This window comes from Tessaracoccus zhenghani (assembly GCF_055326325.1).
On sequence record NZ_JBUZNQ010000003.1, the window covers coordinates 439,315 to 455,008 of the forward strand.

Consider the following 15,694-nt stretch of genomic DNA (forward strand, 5'->3'; position numbering starts at 1 on the left):
TGCCAGCCAGCCTCGAGGAACAGACCATGACCGCCAAGTTTGCAGCCCGCCAGCACGGCGTCTACGACATCGTCGTGGCCCTGTTCTGTGCGCTTCTGCTGATCTCCAACGTGTCCGCGGTCAAGCTCATCCAGTTCGGCCCGGACGTGGAGGTCTTCGGCTTCCCCATCCTGCCCATCATCACCGACGGGGGCGCGTTCCTGTTCCCCCTCACGTACGTGATCGGCGACGTGCTGGCCGAGGTCTACGGCATGCGGGGCGCCAAGCGGGCGATCATCATCGGCTTCGCCGTCTCCATCCTGGCCTCGCTGACCTTCCTGGTGGTGGGGGCGGCTCCCCCGGCCGCGGACTGGGGCAACCAGGCGGCGTTCGAGGCAGTGCTGGGCTTCGTGCCGCGGATCGTGCTGGCCTCGGCCCTGGGCTACCTCGCCGGACAACTGCTCAACGCCTGGGTGCTGGTGAAGCTGAAGCAGCGCACCCGCGAGGGCGGCTTGTGGGCGAGGCTCCTGGGCTCCACGGTCGTGGGCGAGGCGGCCGACACCATCATCTTCTGCACCGTGGCCTTCGCCGGCATCATCACCGGCGGCACCCTGCTGAACTACATCCTGGTGGGCTACGTCTACAAGGTGGTGGTCGAGGTGGTCTTCCTGCCGGTGACCTACCAGGTGATCAAGCTCGTGAAGCGCCGCGAACCCTCCTACGACGACGTCGCCTGAGGGTTCCGGCGGCGGTCAACGGCCGCTGTAGAACCTGCCCAGGAACTCGTCGCGGAAGGCGTGGAACGAGCCGTCCTTCAACGTCTGGCGCATCGTGTCGACCAACCGCACGGTGAACCGCTCGTTGTGGATGGTGGCCAGCGTCGAGGCCAGCATCTCCTTGGCCTTGAACAGGTGGTGCAGGTAGGCCCGGGTGTAGTGCGTGCAGGTGTAGCAGTCGCACCCGTCCTCCAGCGGGATGAACGAGCGCCGGTGGGCCGCGGTGTTGACGTTGTAGCGGCCGTCGGCGGTGTAGATGGCCGCGTTGCGGGCCACGCGCGACGGGTTGACGCAGTCGAACGTGTCGGCCCCCATCTCGACGGCGGCGAAGAGGTCGTCCGGCTCGGAGATGCCCAGCAGGTGGCGGGGCTTGCTTTCGGGGAGTTCCTCGACCATCCAGCCGATGATCTGCCCCAGGTTCTCCTTCTCGAGCGCCCCTCCGAGGCCGAAGCCGTCGAAGCCGTGGCCGTCCACCTCCATGGCCGCCAGGCCCTGGGCCGCCCGACGTCGGAGGTCCTCGTACTGGGCACCCTGGATGACGCCGAACAGCGCCTGATAGGGCTTGTCGGCGCGTTCCCTGGTCAGCCGCGCATGTTCCGCCAGGCAGCGCACCGCCCAGGCGTGCGTGCGCGCCACAGAATCCTCCTGGTAGCCGCGGGTGTTCATCAACGTGGTCAGCTCGTCGAAGGCGAACATGATGTCGGCGCCCAGTTCGTGCTGGATGCGCATCGAGATCTCGGGGGTGAACCGGTGCATGGTGCCGTTGAGGTGCGACTTGAACGTCACGCCGTCGTCGTCGACGTGGGCGCGGCGCTCCTTGCCCTCGGCGATGACGTCGTCGTCGACCATCCCCTTGGTGTCCATGGCGAGCACCTTCTTGAAGCCGGCGCCCAGGCTCATCACCTGGAACCCGCCCGAATCCGTGAAGGTCGGCCCGGGCCAGTTCATGAACCTGCCGAGGCCGCCGGCCTCGTCGACGATGTCGGAGCCCGGCTGGAGGTACAGGTGGTAGGCGTTGGCCAGCACGGCCTGCGCGCCGGTGGCGGCGACGGATTCGGGCAGGACGGCCTTCACCGTGGCCTTGGTACCGACGGCGATGAACGCCGGGGTCTCGATGGGGCCGTGGGGAGTGTGAATGACGCCCGCCCGCCCCGGGGCACCCTCCAGGCGGTGGGTGACGTCGAACGAGAAGCTCATCGGCGCGCCAGCACGTCGAGCTGGCCCAGCGCCACCGCAGCGGCGGTCGAGGTGCGCAGCACCCCGTCGCTGATCAGCACGGCCTGCGCACCGGCCGCGACGAAGGTGTCCAGTTCCTCCGGTGAGATACCGCCCTCCGGACCGACGATGACGAGGCCGATGCCCTCGTCGGGAAGTTCGACCTGGGCGATGTGCAACGCGGCGTCCTCGTGCAACACGAGGGCCAGGTCCGCCTGACGGATCGCCTCGACGACCTGTGCCGTGGAGGCCGCCTCGACCACCGGGACGGCGAAGCGGCGCGACTGCTTGGCCGCCTCGCGCGCCGTCGCCTGCCAGCGTTCGAGCGCCTTGGCTCCCCGGTCACCCTGCCAGCGCACGATCGAGCGCGACGCCTGCCACGCCAGGATGCGCCGGGTGCCCAGTTCGGTGGCCATCTGCACCGCGAGGTCGCTGCGGTCCCCCTTGGCCAGCGCTTGGACGACGCCCCACCGCAGGGCGGGAGGCTCGTCGTCGAAGACTTCGGTCACCTCGACCGTGAGCTCACGCTTCGCGGCGTCGATGACCGTGCCCCGCAGCCCGAGTCCTTCGCCGTTGGCGAGGATCACGCTCTCCCCTGTCAGGATCCGCTTCACGCTGACGGCGTGGTGGGCCTCATCGCCCGTGACGACGACGCGCTGACCGGGCCGGACGGTGTCGTCGAACGTGGCGAGGAAGAGGGGATCCGTCACGAGAACCACTCGCTCAGCTTGCCGAAGACACCCGCTTTGCCGGGCTTGGCGGTGACCGCCTCCGCCCGGATCTCATCGCGGGCCTCGGCGAGCTGGTGCATCAGGTCGCGCTGGTGGTCGTCGAGCTTGGTGGGGGTCTGCACCAGCAGGGTGACGCCCAGGTCTCCCCGGCCACCACCGCGCAGGCGCGGCACGCCGCGGCCCTTCAGCGCGATCCGGGTGCCGGACTGGGTGCCGGACGGCACCTCGAGGGAGACGGTGCGGTCCTCGACGTCGGACTTCTCCCACTCCGCCTCGAGGGTGGTGACGGCGACGGTGGTGCCGAGCGCAGCGGCGGTCATGGGGAGCTTGACGACCATCTCGAGGTTGTCGCCGTCTCGCCGGAAGCTCTCGTGGCTGTTGACGGACAGTTCCACGTAGAGGTCTCCGGCGGGGCCGCCGCCGGGCCCCACCTCGCCCTGGCCCTCGAGGTGGATCCGGATCCCCGTCGAGACACCAGCCGGGATCTTCACCTGGAGGGTGCGGGTGGTGCGCACGCGGCCCTCACCGGAGCACTCGCCGCAGGGGCGCGGGATGATCGTGCCGTAGCCACGGCACGTCGGGCACGCCTGCGAGGTGCGGATGTCGCCGAGGAAGCTGCGCTGGATCTGGGTGATGTCGCCGTTGCCGTTACAGGTCGAGCACGTCACCGGCTCAGACCCGGGCTCGCCGCCGGAGCCGGTGCACTTCGGGCAGACGACGGCGGTGGCGACCTTCACCGGCTTGGTGACGCCGAACACTGCCTCGTGCAGATCCAGGGAGACGCGCACCAGCGCGTCCTGGCCCTGGCGCACGCGGGAACGCGGCCCACGGCTGCCGGCCTGGCCGAACATGGCGTCGACGAGGTTGGTGAAGTCGAAGCCACCGGCGAACCCGCCGCCGAAGCCCGAGAAGCCCGCACCGGCCGCACCTGCCATGGGGTCACCGCCACGGTCGAAGACCGCACGCTTGTTCGGGTCGCTCAGCACCTCGTAGGCCTCGCTGAGTTCCTTGAACTTCTCTGCGGCCTCCGCGTCCTCGTGGGCGACGTCGGGATGGACCTTCATGGCACGACGGCGGTAGGCCTTCTTGATGCCTTCAGGGGTTGCGTCGCGTTCGACACCGAGGATGGCGTAGTAATCCTTGCTCATATTTCTTGCGTTCAGCCTTCGTTGAGGAATCTGCTCACGTAACGAGCCACGGCGCGCACCGCGGCGATGGTGGACGGGTAGTCCATCCGGGTGGGTCCGACGACGCCGAGGCTCGCCCGGAAATCGGCACCGTATCCGGAGGCCACCAGTGATGTCGACTGGAACCCCTGGGCGGTGTTCTCCTGCCCGATGCGGACGGTGATGTCGTCACCGCCCGCCTCACCGAGGAGACGCATGAGGACGACCTGCTCCTCGAGGGCCTCCAACAGCGGCCGCATATTCGTCTCGAAGGCGGCGCCGGCCAGGTTCGGGACGCCGGCCACCACCACCTGCGAGGCGGGTTCGGCGGCGATGGTTTCCAGCACCGTGGCGACGACCGGCGCGGAGAACGCCCGGTCCTCCGGTGCGATGGTGTCGAGCACCCTCACCAGTGCGTCGGCGGCATCTGCGGCGGCCCGGCCCACCGTCGCGGCGACCAACTTCTGCCGCAGCCCGTGCAGGCGGGCCTCATCCAGCGCCGGGGCCTCGATGACGCTCTGGTCCACCCGCCCCGAGGACTGCACGACGATCACCATCAAACGCTCGGCCGTCAGCGAGACCAGTTCGATGTGCCGGATGACGTCGTGCTGCGCCACGGGGTACTGCACGATGGCGACCTGACGGGTCAGTTGCGCCAGGAGGCGGACGGTGCGCATCACGAGGTCGTCGATGTCAGCGGTGCCGTTCATGAACGTGGTGATGGCGGTGCGTTCCGCGCCTGACAGAGGCTTGATGCGCGCAAGCTTGTCGACGAACAGCCGGTAACCCTTGTCCGTGGGGATCCGGCCGGCGCTGGTGTGGGGTTGCGTGATGTAGCCCTCCTCCTCCAACGCGGCCATGTCGTTGCGGACGGTGGCGGCCGAGACATCGAGCTTGTGCCGCTCCACGAGGGCCTTGGAGCCCACCGGCTCGCGGCTGGCCACATAGTCGGTCACGATGGCCTTGAGGACTTCGAGCTTGCGGTCGTCGAACTTGCGGTCGTCTATCACGTCACCTCCAACACTTGCTGCAGCAGCCTACTCATTGGCACTCTCGTTTACCGAGTGCCAGTGTACCGCCCCTACGATGGGCATCATGACACTCGACTGGACCCCCGTGACCGACCGCGTCTTCATGACCACCGTGGAACCGCACCGTGTCAACATCGGGCTGATCGTCGGCGACACCGGGGCGATGCTGATCGACACCGGCAACTCGCCCGAGCAGGGCGCGGAGGTCCTGGCGTCGGCCACCGTGCTGGCCGGCGTCCCCGTGACGCACGTCCTCCTGACCCACGACCATCACGACCACGTCAACGGCCTGGCCGGCATGGGGGAGGTCATCTCGATCGCGCATGAGAAGCTCACGGCCGTTCCGGTCTCCCGCACGTTCTCGATGGCGCTGGCGGTGGATCTCGGCAACCTGCGGGTGGAGGCGCTGCACTTCGGCGAGGGCCACACCGACAACGACGTGCTGGTCTTCCTGCCCGGTGAGAACGTCGTCTTCGCCGGCGACCTCCTGGAGGAGGGCTCGGATCCGCAGATCGACGACCGGGGCTCGCTGAGCAACTGGCCCACCGTGCTCGACGGTGTCCTGGGCGCCGCGAACGCCACGACGCGCTTCGTGCCCGGCCATGGGGCCGTCGTCGACCGCGATTACGCGTTCATCCAGCGCGCCGAGATCGGCATGCTCTACGGCCAGACCGAGATGCTGATCCACCAGGGCACGAAGCTGGAGGACGCGGCGGCGGCCACGGAGTGGCCCTTCACCGCCGAGACGCTCGCCATCGCCCTGCCGAAGGCCTATGCCGAGCTGAGTGCCAAGGGCGTCGTGCCGAAGAGGCACCTGCCCCTGATCTGAGCGCGAACCTCAGATGATGGGCCAGTTCTGCTGGGCCACCATCCAACTCAGCGTGTCGCCGGCGACCAGCAGGCCGCCGCGCGAGCGCGAGGTGAGGCTGTAGTCCATGCCGTCGATCGTGCGGCTGATGCCGCCGTTCTCCACCACCATCAACGACCCCGCGAGGTGGTCCCACGGGTGGAGGCTGGAGTAGAACATGAAGTCGAACGTGCCGTCGAGCACCGCCGGGTAGTCGAAGCAGCATGCGAAGTGGCTGCGCACCACGGGGCTCAGCTTGCCGTCGGCGTCGAAGCCGCGGAGCTTGCGCTTGGACGAGGCGCCCAGCGGCGGGCGGTCATGGCGCCGGCGTTCGATGGGGCCGCCGTTGAGCTGTACCCCGGCCCCCCGCTCGGCGACATAGGCTCGGCCGGTCTGCGGCTGCCAGATCCAGCCCCGGGTGGTGACGCCGCCGCGGACCTCGGCGAGGATGACGCCGTGTTCGTCGCGGCCGTGCACGAAGTTCCGGGTGCCGTCGATGGGGTCGATGATGAAGGCATGGTCCGCGTTGCCCAGACCCTTGAGGAGCGACGGGTCCGCGAAGACGGCCTCCTCCCCCACAACGACGGCGTTCGGGAAGGCTTCCTTCAGCCGGCGGGTGAGGTACACCTCGGATTCGTGGTCTGCGACGGTGACGAGGTCTCCGGGCTTCTTCTCGTTGACGTCGGTGTCGGCCAACAGCCTGAACCGCGGGGTGATGATCTCCGCAGCGGTCTCCTTGAGCAGGCCCAGAATGCCTTCGGTGTCCATGTCGCTACCTTAGTGGTCTGTCCGGGGTCAGGCGCCGAGGTGGTCCTGCGTGACGAAATCGATGAGGGTCTCCACCTTGGTGTTCAGTTGTGGCTCGAGGTCGCGCCAGCTGCTGACCCGCGCGAGGATCGCCTGCCAGCCGCGCGCGATGTCCGCCTGGTCCGCGTGTGGCAGGTTGAGGGCCTTGAGGGTGCCGAGTTTGAAGTCGACGTCGCGCGGCACCACCGGCCAGGCTTTGCGGCCGATGCGGGCCGGGCGGACGGCCTGCCAGATGTCGATGAACTCGTGCCCCTCGATGAGGACGACGTCGCGGTGGCCGGCGCGGTAGACCTCGGCCGCGATCCGCGACTCCTTCGAGCCGGGCACCAGGTGGTCGACCAGCACGCCCAGCCGACGACCGGGCTCGGGCCCGAAGTCCTGCACGATGCGCGGCAGGTCGTCGATGCCGCCCAGGTACTCGACCACGACCCCCACGTGCCGGAGGTCCTCCCCCCACACCTTCTCGATGAGCTCCGCGTCGTGGCGGCCCTCGACGTAGATGCGGCTGGGCAGCGCGACCTTGGCCTTGACGGGCTCCTGGCTCGCCCGGGAGCCGGAGGCGGTGTACTTGGGCTTGACCGGCCCTCCCCGCAGCGGGGCCCGGAGCGCGACGGGCTCGCCCTCCAGCAGGAAGCCGGACCCGAACGGGGCGGAGCGGCGTTTGCCGTGCCGGTCCTCCAACACCACGAGGCCGTTCTCCCAGCCGACCACCGCGCCGCAGAAGTCGTCGAACTCGACCACCTGGTCGAGTTCGACGGCCACGTCACGGGTCTGCTTCAGATGGGCCTTCTGCCAGCCCGGTGCCAAGACGTCTCGCGCGTATCTGTCCACGGCGGACGACGCTATCAGCGCAACTCCACCTTCTTGTCGAACGACACCGACGCCCAGACAATCCCCACTGCAGAGAGGACCAGCATCGCCAGGAACATGCCCACGGGCACGACGCTCTGCTCCTCGATGGTGAAGATGTTGACCAGCCGGGCCTGGAAGCCCACCATCCCTGCTTCGTCGAAGACCATCTGCAAGGGGAGGAACGCGCCGAGGATGGCGGCGACCTGGCCGGCCACGTAGAAGAGGAACCACACCAGGACGGGGCCACCGATGCCCATCTTGCTGCTCCAGGCCTCGCTGCCGACGGCCGCCGCGAAGTAGTACGACGCGAGCCAGACGAAGGGCCAGACCAGGATGAGCGCGATCAGCAGGACGATCACCCAGCCCGGGAGCATCCGCCCCATCGCGTCGAGCGCACCGGCGATGGCGTCGTTGACGCCCCCCACCGATCCGCCGCCCACCAGGGCGAAGGACACCGCGGCCAGATAGCCCAGCCCTGCGGAGACCACCAGGGCGATGACGCTCAGCACGTAGGCGTATAGCAACTTCACCCAGTAGATCGTCGAGCCCTTCACGGGGATGGCCCGGGTGAGGTACCCCGTCTTCGAATAGGACGAGCGGTAGAAGTCGAACCCGAGCCACACGGGCACCGCGGTGGGCACGGCGAACGCGCCGATGGCCGTGAGCACGGCGAAGAGGGTGTTGACGGGGGCCGGGAGGAGGACGGCGGCAAGGGTCGCCAGACCGACGACGAGCACCGCTCCCCCGACGATGATGAGGTACCAGCGCAGGGTGCGCCGAATCTCGTGCCTGATCAGTTTGCCGACCATCGGTAGACCTCCCGGAATAGCTGGTCAATGGACATGTTGCGCTCGGCCCGCAGGTCGTCGACCGAGCCGCTGAGCAGGATCTGCCCGTAACGCATGAACGCGAAGGAATCGAGGACGGGCTCGAGATCGTGGATGAGGTGGGTGGAGATCAGGACCAACGCGTCCTCCGGGAGATCCCGGACGATGGCGGCCAACAGGACTTCCCGAGCCGCGGGATCGACGCCGGAGATGGGTTCGTCCAGGAGGAAGACCTTCGCGTCGCGCGACATGGCCAGGGCCACCTGGACCTTCTCCCGCATGCCCTTGGAGAGCGTGTTGAGTTTGCGGTGGGTGTCCAGCTGGAAGAATTTGAGCAGGTCGCGGCACTTGGCCTCGCTGAAATCAGCGAAGAAGTCCTTGAACATGCCGACGCAGCCGTCGATGGCGTCGTTGTCTGCCAGGAAGCTGGCGTCGGGCAGGAAGCTCACCATCGCCTTGGTGTCCGGCCCGATGGGGACGCCGTGCACACGGACCTCGCCGTCGTACTGCGTCAGCGCCCCGGCCAACACCTTCAAAAGGGTGGTCTTGCCGGAGCCGTTCTCCCCGAGCAGCCCGACGATCTGGCCGCCCTCGAGCGAGAGGTTCAGGTCGTTGAGGGCAGGGAACGCGCCGTACTTCTTGGTCACGTGGGCGATCTGGATCGCCGGTGCTGTCATTCTTGGGCTCCTTCTGCGGGGACCGACCAGCGTCGGCCCAGTAGGTCGCGGGCGGCGGTGAGGCTCATGCCGAGCCCCTGGGCCCGCCGCGCAAAGTCATCTGCCGCGCCCGCCGCGAGAACGAGGCGGGCCTGCTCGATGACGGCCGGGTCATCGGTGACGAAACGGCCGGTGGTCCTTTCGGACCTGGTCATGCCCTGCCGCTCGAGTTCGGCGAGGGCGCGTTGGACGGTGTTGGGGTTCACCTTCAGCTCGCCAGCGAGGTCGCGGACGCCGGAGATCCGGGTCCCCGCTTCCCACTGGCCGGTGACGATGCGACGGATGAACTCGTCGACCAACTGAAGCCAGATAGGGCTGCTTGCGTCGAACTCCATCTCACCTCCCGGTGTCTCACTGTATTAGGTGCTTAATACAGTAGCACAGACGAGTTGCGACGCACAGGCTTCCTGAGTCGGTTGCGTCCGGGGTGCGGCCGTGGCTCAGTACGCGCGGCGGCGTTCCTGGTAGCGGATGTCGCGGGCGAAGGAGTAGGCCACGAGCGCGACGGTGAGGCCGGTGCTCCACTGCACCACCGTGACGGGGACGACCGGCGCGAGGGCCGTGACGGTGACAAGGGCCTGCAGGCCGCCGATGAGCCGGCGCGACTGCCTGAACGGCAACGGGAGGAGCCACCGCGGACGGAACCTGCCGCCCAACAGGAACAGATAGCGCGCGGCGCCCATCAGCAGGATCCAGGGGGCCAGCGGCACCAGGGCGAGGCTGAGCACGAGGAGCACCGCCGAATCGACCGCCACGTCCCAGCGGGCGCCGCGCTCGGTCACGGTGTTGGTGCGGCGCGCCACGGCGCCGTCCACGGCATCCAGCAACGCCGTCGGAAGCGCGACGAGGAACAGGGCCCAACTGCGCCCCGGCAGGTATCCGAGGTAGCCGAGCGCCACCAGCACTGCGCAGACGCCGCCGAGCGCCGCCCTGCCCAGCGTGATCCGGTCCGCCGGGGTCAGCCTCAGCTCCGTCACCCAGCGGCCCAGTCGCGCGGACCCAGGCGTGCTCATCGCCTGAGCCTAGCGGCGGCGCTCTGGCGGGTGGCTGCTTATGATGCAGAGGACGTCCAAGAAGGAGGCACCGTGGCCGCGATCGCTTTCGCTCATTGGCGCAGCCCCCAGGCCAGCGGCGGCAACCGCTACGACGACGAGCTCATCGCGGGCCTGCCAGCCGCCGGGGTCGACCTCCGGGTCAGACCGGTGAAGGGGGCCTGGCCACTGCCCACGGATTGCGAGCGGCGTGCCCTCCTCCAGTTGCTCGCCACCGGCGACGAGTGGTTGGTCGACAACATCGCCGGTTCCGCGGCCCCCGAGGCGATCATCGACGCCGTGGCAGAGGGCCGTCGGGTGACGCTGCTGATGCACTACTTCCCCGCCGATGACCCGTCCCTGTCGTTGGAGGAGCGCGCCAAGCTGGGCGCGTCCGAGGGCCTGGCGGTCCGGGCGGCCAGCCGGTTGGTGGTCCCCAGCGCGTGGGCCGCCGCCGAGGTGGCCGGGCGCTATGGGCGCGCCGACGCCGTCGTGGCCCGGCCCGGGGTTTCGACGGGACCCGCGCCTGGGAAGTCAGCCGGAGCACCGTCGCTGCTGTGGCTCTCGCGGCTCACTCCGGGCAAGGACCCCATGACGTTCATCGAGGCGCTGACCCACCTGCCGGACCTGGAGTGGACGGCGCGCCTCGTCGGCCCCGACGATGTGGACCCCACCCTCACGCGGTTGGTCGTCGCGCGGATCGCCGAGCTCGGCCTGGCTGGGCGCGTGTCCGTCACCGGAGCACGCAACGGCCCCGCCCTCGAGGCCGTGTGGACCGGCACCGATCTGCTCGTCCACACCTCGCGCGCCGAGATGTACGGCATGGTCGTGGCGGAGGCGGCGGCCCGCGGGATCCCCTCGATCGTGAGCGGCGGCACGGGGGCTGTCGAGGCGCAGACGAGCGGCGCGCAGTTCACCCCCGGCGACAGCGTCGGCCTGGCCGCGGAACTGCGCGCCTGGCTCACCGACGCCCACGTGCGCCGGCGTTGGCGGGCAGAGGCGCTGGCCGGCCGCGCTGGGATCCAGACGTGGTCCGACACCGTGGCGACAGTGGCCGCCGCTCTGCGCAGGTGACCTACCAGCGCAGTTGCTCGGGCGCGACGCGCGCGAGCACCCGCGCTTCGACGAATTCGACCACCGTGTAGGCGAGCAGGCCGAGCACGGTCACCACCACGACGGTGGCCCACAGCGACGTGTACTGGCTGGTGGCCGCGTCCACCGCCATCCGGTTGCCCAGCCCCGAGCCCGTGGCCAGCCATTCCGCCACCGTCGCCGCCAGCAGCGCGGTGGGGGCGGCGATCCGGGCCGAGGCGAAGAAGGCCGGCGCCATGGCGGGGAGGCGTCCGAGCCACAGGGTGCGCCCAGGGGAACTGTCGAACGTGGCGAAGACATCGGCCACCTGTCCCGGCAGCTGGCTGAGGCCGTAGAGGCACGCCACCATCGTCGGGAAGAACGTCATGATGGCCACCACCACGGCAGTGCCGAAGGCACCGCGGCCGAGCGCTGCCACCAGCAGGGGCGCGATGGCGATGATGGGCACGCACCGCAACGCCACGGCGACGGGGGTCAGCGCCTCGCGGGTACGGTCCGACAGCGAGAAGACCGCGGCCAACAACACCCCGGCGGCGAGGCCGGCGAAGTAGCCGGGTACCGCGACAGTCGCCGTCTCCGCCACGGCGTCGAGCAGCCCGGCCCTGTTGGCAGGGGCCTCCGGGCCGGCCACCAGCCACTCCCACACGTGCCAGGGCCGCTTCGCGAAGTAGGGATTGAGCCCCACGGCAGCGAAGCCGGCCGCCCACCCGCCGATCACCAGCACCGCGGCCACCAGGGCTCCCCCTGTCGACTCCAGCGCCCGGCGCCACCCGGGGCGGGGGCTCGCGTTCGACGGCGCGAGCAGGACGGGCGGCGTCTCCGGCGCGATCCGCCGGGCCAGGGCCGCCACCGCCTGGTACCCCAGCAGGGACACGGCCGTGGCCAGGAGCATCAGGGCCCAGAGGCCGTCGGTGTCCAGGCTGCGCAGCGCCAGGATGGACAGGACGCCGACACCGCGCTCGGCCCCGGTGAACTCGCCCACCAGTGCACCGAGGAACGCCGCGGGCACAGCCGTCTGCAGCCCCGCCATGAGGTACGGCAACGCGGCCCGGGCACGCACGGTCACCAGCGTCACCCATCGGCCTCGGCCGTAGGTGGCGGTCAGGTCGAGCCAGGCGCTCGGCAGCGCACGGAGCCCCACCAGCAACGGGACCAGCGTCAGGTAGTAGACGGCCAGGGCCGCCAGCGTGATCTGGGGGCCGTCGTTCAGCCCGAACACCAGGCGCAGCAGCGGCCCCAGCGCCACCAGCGGGAGGCAGTAGACCACCAGCGCCAGTCGCAGCACGAGCCGCTCGGACCACGGGAGCAGCACCACCAGCAGCGCCAGCAGCACAGCGGCGCCGTTGCCGAGGAGGTAGCCCCACAGCGCCTCTCCCGACGTGTAGAGCAGCCCGCGTCCGTAGACGCCGGCGTTGGCCACCAGCTTCCCGACGATGCCCGACGGGGCGCCCAGGAGGTGCCGGCCGGCCAACAGCGTGCGCGCGAGCAGCTCCCACGCGGCCACTACGGCCACCCCGATCAGCACCCGACGGGCGAGGGCAGCCGGCCGGCCTCGGTCCGCCACGACCTCAGGCCTCTCCGTCGACCGACAGCAGGGCGCCGATCTCCTCCACGAGTTCGCGGAAGCGGTCAGAGCGCAGTTGTTCCGCCGTCCGGGGCCGGGCGAGGTCGACGGTGAGGTCGGCGACGATGGAGCCGGGGCGCGGTGACATGACGAGGACCCGATCCGCCAGCAGCACTGCCTCCGTGACGGAATGCGTCACGAGCAGCGTGGTGGTGCCGGTGTCTGACCACAGCGGCGGCAGTTCGATGTTGAGCCGGCGCCGCGTGAGCTCGTCGACGGCGCCGAACGGCTCGTCGAGGAGGAGGAGCCGCGGCTCGGTGATGAGGCACCTGGCGATGGCGGCGCGCTGACGCATGCCGCCGGACAGCTGCGCGGGCCGGGAGTGCTCGAACCCTTCGAGACCCACCATCCGCAGCAGCGCCAGCACGCGTTCGGGGTCTGCGGGTTGACGGGCGAGCTTCCGGGCGAGGGCGACGTTGCCCGCTGCCGTGCGCCAGGGCAGGAGGGACGCGTCCTGGAAGGTGATGGCGAGCTCACCCCGCCGTCGGATCTGTTGGGGGGCTTCCTCGCCCACCAGCACCGCACCGCCCGGGTCCGGCTGCTCCAGGCCGCCGAGGATGCGCAGCAGCGTGGACTTCCCGCAGCCGGAGGGGCCGACCAGAGCGGTGACGGTGCCGGCGGCGAGCGTGAGGTCGGTGGCGCCGAGGGCCACCAGTTCCCCGCGCGCGGTGTGGAACGTCTTGCACACCGCCCGGCAGGTCACCTGCGGTGCCGCCAGTGCGGGTTCTACGCTCACGCCGTGGGCCCGTCCTCGTAGATCTCCTCAAGCAGGGAACGGTCCCAGAGCTCTGCGGTGGCCCCCTCGATGCCGAGGCTGTCGAAAAGGGCGAGGTTGTCGGTGATCTGCTCGTCCGAGAACCAGCCGAAGCCCGATTCGTCGGTGGCCTCGGAGAACATGATGTCCAGTTGGACCTCCGCCTGCTTGCGCTGGGTCTCCAGGTCCAGGCCGGCATCGGGGTAGGCCTTGACGGTGAGTTCCGCCGCGGCCTGCGGGTCGTCGCGGTACAGCTGCCAGCCCTGGAAGTCGGCCCGGAGCAGGCGCAGGATCTGATCGCGCTTCTCGGGATCCTCCAGGTTGGAGCGCAGCACGGTGTAGGTCTGGCTCATGGGGTTGTAGCCGAAGTCGGCCAGCAACATCGAATGGCCCTCCACTCCTTGCACCGCGAGGGCGACAGGGAGGTCGTTGTAGAAGCAGAAGAGCCCGTCGACCTGGTTGGCCGTCAGCACAGCGGGGTCGTACTGGCTGGGCACGAACTCCACCTGATCAGGCGTGAGCCCGTTGGTGGTGAGGAAGGAGTTCAAGCCCGGGGTGTCGGCCCCGGCAACGCCGATCCGTGCGCCGACGAGGTCCTCCGGCCGCTTCAACGGGGCCGTCGCCAGGGACAGGATGGTGCCCGGGAACTTCTGGTACTGCGCGCCGACGATCACGAGGTCCGCGCCCTCCGCATTGGATCTCGCCACACCGTCGGCTGCCGAGATGTTGACGAGGCTGCCGCCGCTGACGGTGTTGGCGTCTCCCGCGACGTTGGGGCCACCCGCAGCGAGCTGCACGTTGAGCCCTTCGGCCTCGAACAGGCCGCGCTCGCGGGCGAGGTAGGTCCCCCCGAACTGCACGGAGTGGGTCCAGGAGAGCTGGTAGACGACCTCCTCCAGGCTGCCCGCGGCGGGTTCGTCCCCTCCACAGCCCACGGCGCCGGCCACCGTGACGGCGCCGAAGGCGCCCAGCAGCGTGCGGCGCCTGATGATGGGAAAGGTCATGGCGTCCTCCTTGACGGGCCTCAGTCCAGCAGGTCGCGGATCACGCCATCGGCCAGGAGGCGGCCCGCCTGGGTCAACCGTAGCCTGGCGCCGTCGTCAGTCGCCAGGTTCGCGGCGACTACGGCAGACACGCGCGCCAGTTCGCTGGGTCGCAACACGTCCAGGGGCAGGCCCCCCGCCAGCCGCAGTTCGAGGAGGACCCGCTCGACGCGGCGGTCCTCGTCGGTCAGCACCTCGCGGGCGAGCGCAGGCGACTCCCCCGCCGTCAGCGACGCCGCGTAGCTGCGCGGGTGCTTGCGGTTCCAGAACCTGACTCCCCCCACGTGCGAATGGGCACCGGGGCCGATGCCCCACCAGTCGGCGCCCCTCCAGTAGGCGAGGTTGTGGCGACACTCGCCGCCCGGGCGCGCCCAGTTGCTCACCTCATAGTTGGCCAGGCCCAGCGCGGTGAGGGTCTCGTCGGCCACCAGGTACTTGTCCGCCAGGTCGTCGTCATCGGGCATCGGGATGTCGCCGCGGCGCACCTGCATCGCCAGGCGGGTGCCCTCCTCCACGATCAGCGAGTAGGCGCTGACGTGGTCTACAGGGGTGGCGGTCACCGCGTCGAGGCTGGCGCGCCAGTCGTCCATGGACTCGCCCGGGGTGCCGTAGATGAGGTCCAGCGAGATGTGGTCGAAGCCGGCGTCGCGTGCCCAGTGGGCGGCGTCCAGGCCCCGACGGGGGGTGTGGGTGCGCTGCAGCACCTGCAGCACGTGGGGCACCACGGACTGGAAGCCGAGCGAGAGGCGGGTGAAGCCGCCCGCGCGGAGGGTCTCCAGGTAGGCGGGGCTGAGCGTGTCGGGGTTGGCCTCGGTGGTCACCTCGGCGTCCGGCGCGAGCCCGAACCTGTCGTCGATGGCGCGGAGCAGGCCGGTCAGCGCCTCAGCGGGCAGCATGGTGGGGGTGCCGCCGCCGAAGAAGACGGTCTGGACGGGCCGGGAATCGCCCAGGATGCGCTGGGCCAGGGCGAGTTCGGCGTGCGCGGCGCCCAGGTAGGTGTCCGGTGACAGGTCGCCCAGCTCGCTGGCGGTGTAGGTGTTGAAGTCGCAGTAGCCGCAGCGGGTGCGGCAGAACGGCACGTGGACGTACAGCGACAGGGGCGCGGTGGATGCCAGTGCGGATGCGGGGAGCGAACCGTCGGCCGGAGCCTGGTCGCCGTCAGGAAGCTGTGCCACCGCTACAGCTTAGGCGGCCCCGCTAGGT

Annotated in this window: 17 protein-coding genes; 3 read left to right on the forward strand and 14 right to left on the reverse strand. The window is 69.8% G+C overall.

The annotated features are described in order from the left end of the window. The first annotated feature begins 26 nt into the window (after positions 1-26). On the forward strand, positions 27-716 hold the full coding sequence (locus ACZK4S_RS09180; RefSeq protein ID WP_463644043.1) for a queuosine precursor transporter: 690 nt from the start codon (positions 27-29) through the stop codon (positions 714-716). 15 nt (positions 717-731) lie between these two features. Here ACZK4S_RS09180 and tgt read toward each other — a convergent pair whose 3' ends face one another. The 4 genes from tgt to hrcA are packed head-to-tail and all read right to left on the reverse strand — an operon-like array spanning position 732 to position 4,874. Continuing rightward, positions 732-1,952, reverse strand: a complete 1,221-nt coding sequence (gene tgt, locus ACZK4S_RS09185; RefSeq protein WP_463644044.1) for a tRNA guanosine(34) transglycosylase Tgt — start codon at positions 1,950-1,952, stop codon at positions 732-734. Then, positions 1,949-2,680 (reverse strand): 16S rRNA (uracil(1498)-N(3))-methyltransferase, encoded by a 732-nt coding sequence (locus ACZK4S_RS09190; protein ID WP_463644045.1) that lies wholly within the window; start codon positions 2,678-2,680, stop codon positions 1,949-1,951. Before ACZK4S_RS09190 ends, tgt begins: the two co-directional genes overlap by 4 nt. Then, positions 2,677-3,849: a molecular chaperone DnaJ gene (dnaJ, locus tag ACZK4S_RS09195; RefSeq protein ID WP_463644046.1), complete on the reverse strand. Its 1,173-nt coding sequence runs from the start codon at positions 3,847-3,849 to the stop codon at positions 2,677-2,679. The genes ACZK4S_RS09190 and dnaJ overlap by 4 nt, the downstream gene beginning before the upstream one ends. An 11-nt stretch (positions 3,850-3,860) precedes the next feature. Next, entirely contained in the window at positions 3,861-4,874 is a 1,014-nt protein-coding gene (hrcA, locus tag ACZK4S_RS09200) for a heat-inducible transcriptional repressor HrcA (RefSeq protein WP_076059544.1), read from the reverse strand. A gap of 88 nt (positions 4,875-4,962) precedes the next feature. On the opposite strand from hrcA, the gene ACZK4S_RS09205 reads away from it, so the two are divergent. Beyond that, positions 4,963-5,727, forward strand: coding sequence for an MBL fold metallo-hydrolase (locus ACZK4S_RS09205; protein ID WP_463644047.1), 765 nt, complete (start codon positions 4,963-4,965; stop codon positions 5,725-5,727). A gap of 9 nt (positions 5,728-5,736) precedes the next feature. Here the strand turns inward: ACZK4S_RS09205 and ACZK4S_RS09210 are convergent, their stop codons facing one another. The 6 genes from ACZK4S_RS09210 to ACZK4S_RS09235 form a co-directional block, all read right to left on the reverse strand. Further along, positions 5,737-6,513 carry an inositol monophosphatase family protein gene (locus tag ACZK4S_RS09210; RefSeq protein ID WP_463644048.1) on the reverse strand — a complete coding sequence of 259 codons (777 nt, stop codon included), beginning with the start codon at positions 6,511-6,513 and terminating at the stop codon, positions 5,737-5,739. A gap of 27 nt (positions 6,514-6,540) precedes the next feature. Beyond that, positions 6,541-7,383 carry a DUF3097 family protein gene (locus ACZK4S_RS09215; RefSeq protein WP_463644049.1) on the reverse strand — a complete coding sequence of 281 codons (843 nt, stop codon included), beginning with the start codon at positions 7,381-7,383 and terminating at the stop codon, positions 6,541-6,543. A 14-nt stretch (positions 7,384-7,397) separates the two neighbouring features. After that, positions 7,398-8,213: a hypothetical protein gene (locus ACZK4S_RS09220; protein ID WP_463644050.1), complete on the reverse strand. Its 816-nt coding sequence runs from the start codon at positions 8,211-8,213 to the stop codon at positions 7,398-7,400. Continuing rightward, positions 8,198-8,908, reverse strand: coding sequence for an ABC transporter ATP-binding protein (locus ACZK4S_RS09225; protein ID WP_463644051.1), 711 nt, complete (start codon positions 8,906-8,908; stop codon positions 8,198-8,200). Before ACZK4S_RS09225 ends, ACZK4S_RS09220 begins: the two co-directional genes overlap by 16 nt. Further along, positions 8,905-9,282: a GntR family transcriptional regulator gene (locus tag ACZK4S_RS09230; protein WP_463644052.1), complete on the reverse strand. Its 378-nt coding sequence runs from the start codon at positions 9,280-9,282 to the stop codon at positions 8,905-8,907. The genes ACZK4S_RS09225 and ACZK4S_RS09230 overlap by 4 nt, the downstream gene beginning before the upstream one ends. A 105-nt stretch (positions 9,283-9,387) precedes the next feature. Further along, a complete protein-coding gene (locus tag ACZK4S_RS09235; RefSeq protein WP_463644053.1) occupies positions 9,388-9,960 on the reverse strand; it encodes a CDP-alcohol phosphatidyltransferase family protein in 573 nt (190 codons plus the stop codon). Between the two features lie 72 nt (positions 9,961-10,032). On the opposite strand from ACZK4S_RS09235, the gene ACZK4S_RS09240 reads away from it, so the two are divergent. Continuing rightward, a complete protein-coding gene (locus ACZK4S_RS09240; RefSeq protein WP_463644054.1) occupies positions 10,033-11,052 on the forward strand; it encodes a glycosyltransferase family 4 protein in 1,020 nt (339 codons plus the stop codon). Position 11,053: 1 nt separating this feature from the next. On the opposite strand, the gene ACZK4S_RS09245 is transcribed toward ACZK4S_RS09240, so the two are convergent. The 4 genes from ACZK4S_RS09245 to hemW are packed head-to-tail and all read right to left on the reverse strand — an operon-like array spanning position 11,054 to position 15,666. Continuing rightward, positions 11,054-12,634, reverse strand: coding sequence for an ABC transporter permease (locus ACZK4S_RS09245; protein ID WP_463644055.1), 1,581 nt, complete (start codon positions 12,632-12,634; stop codon positions 11,054-11,056). A 4-nt stretch (positions 12,635-12,638) separates the two neighbouring features. Beyond that, the gene (locus tag ACZK4S_RS09250) at positions 12,639-13,430 is read right to left on the reverse strand and encodes an ABC transporter ATP-binding protein (RefSeq protein ID WP_463644056.1); all 792 of its coding nucleotides are present in this window, start codon (positions 13,428-13,430) and stop codon (positions 12,639-12,641) included. Continuing rightward, positions 13,427-14,452: an ABC transporter substrate-binding protein gene (locus ACZK4S_RS09255; RefSeq protein WP_463644057.1), complete on the reverse strand. Its 1,026-nt coding sequence runs from the start codon at positions 14,450-14,452 to the stop codon at positions 13,427-13,429. Before ACZK4S_RS09255 ends, ACZK4S_RS09250 begins: the two co-directional genes overlap by 4 nt. Positions 14,453-14,472: 20 nt before the next feature. Then, positions 14,473-15,666 carry a radical SAM family heme chaperone HemW gene (gene hemW / locus ACZK4S_RS09260; RefSeq protein ID WP_076059137.1) on the reverse strand — a complete coding sequence of 398 codons (1,194 nt, stop codon included), beginning with the start codon at positions 15,664-15,666 and terminating at the stop codon, positions 14,473-14,475. Positions 15,667-15,694: the final 28 nt, after the last annotated feature.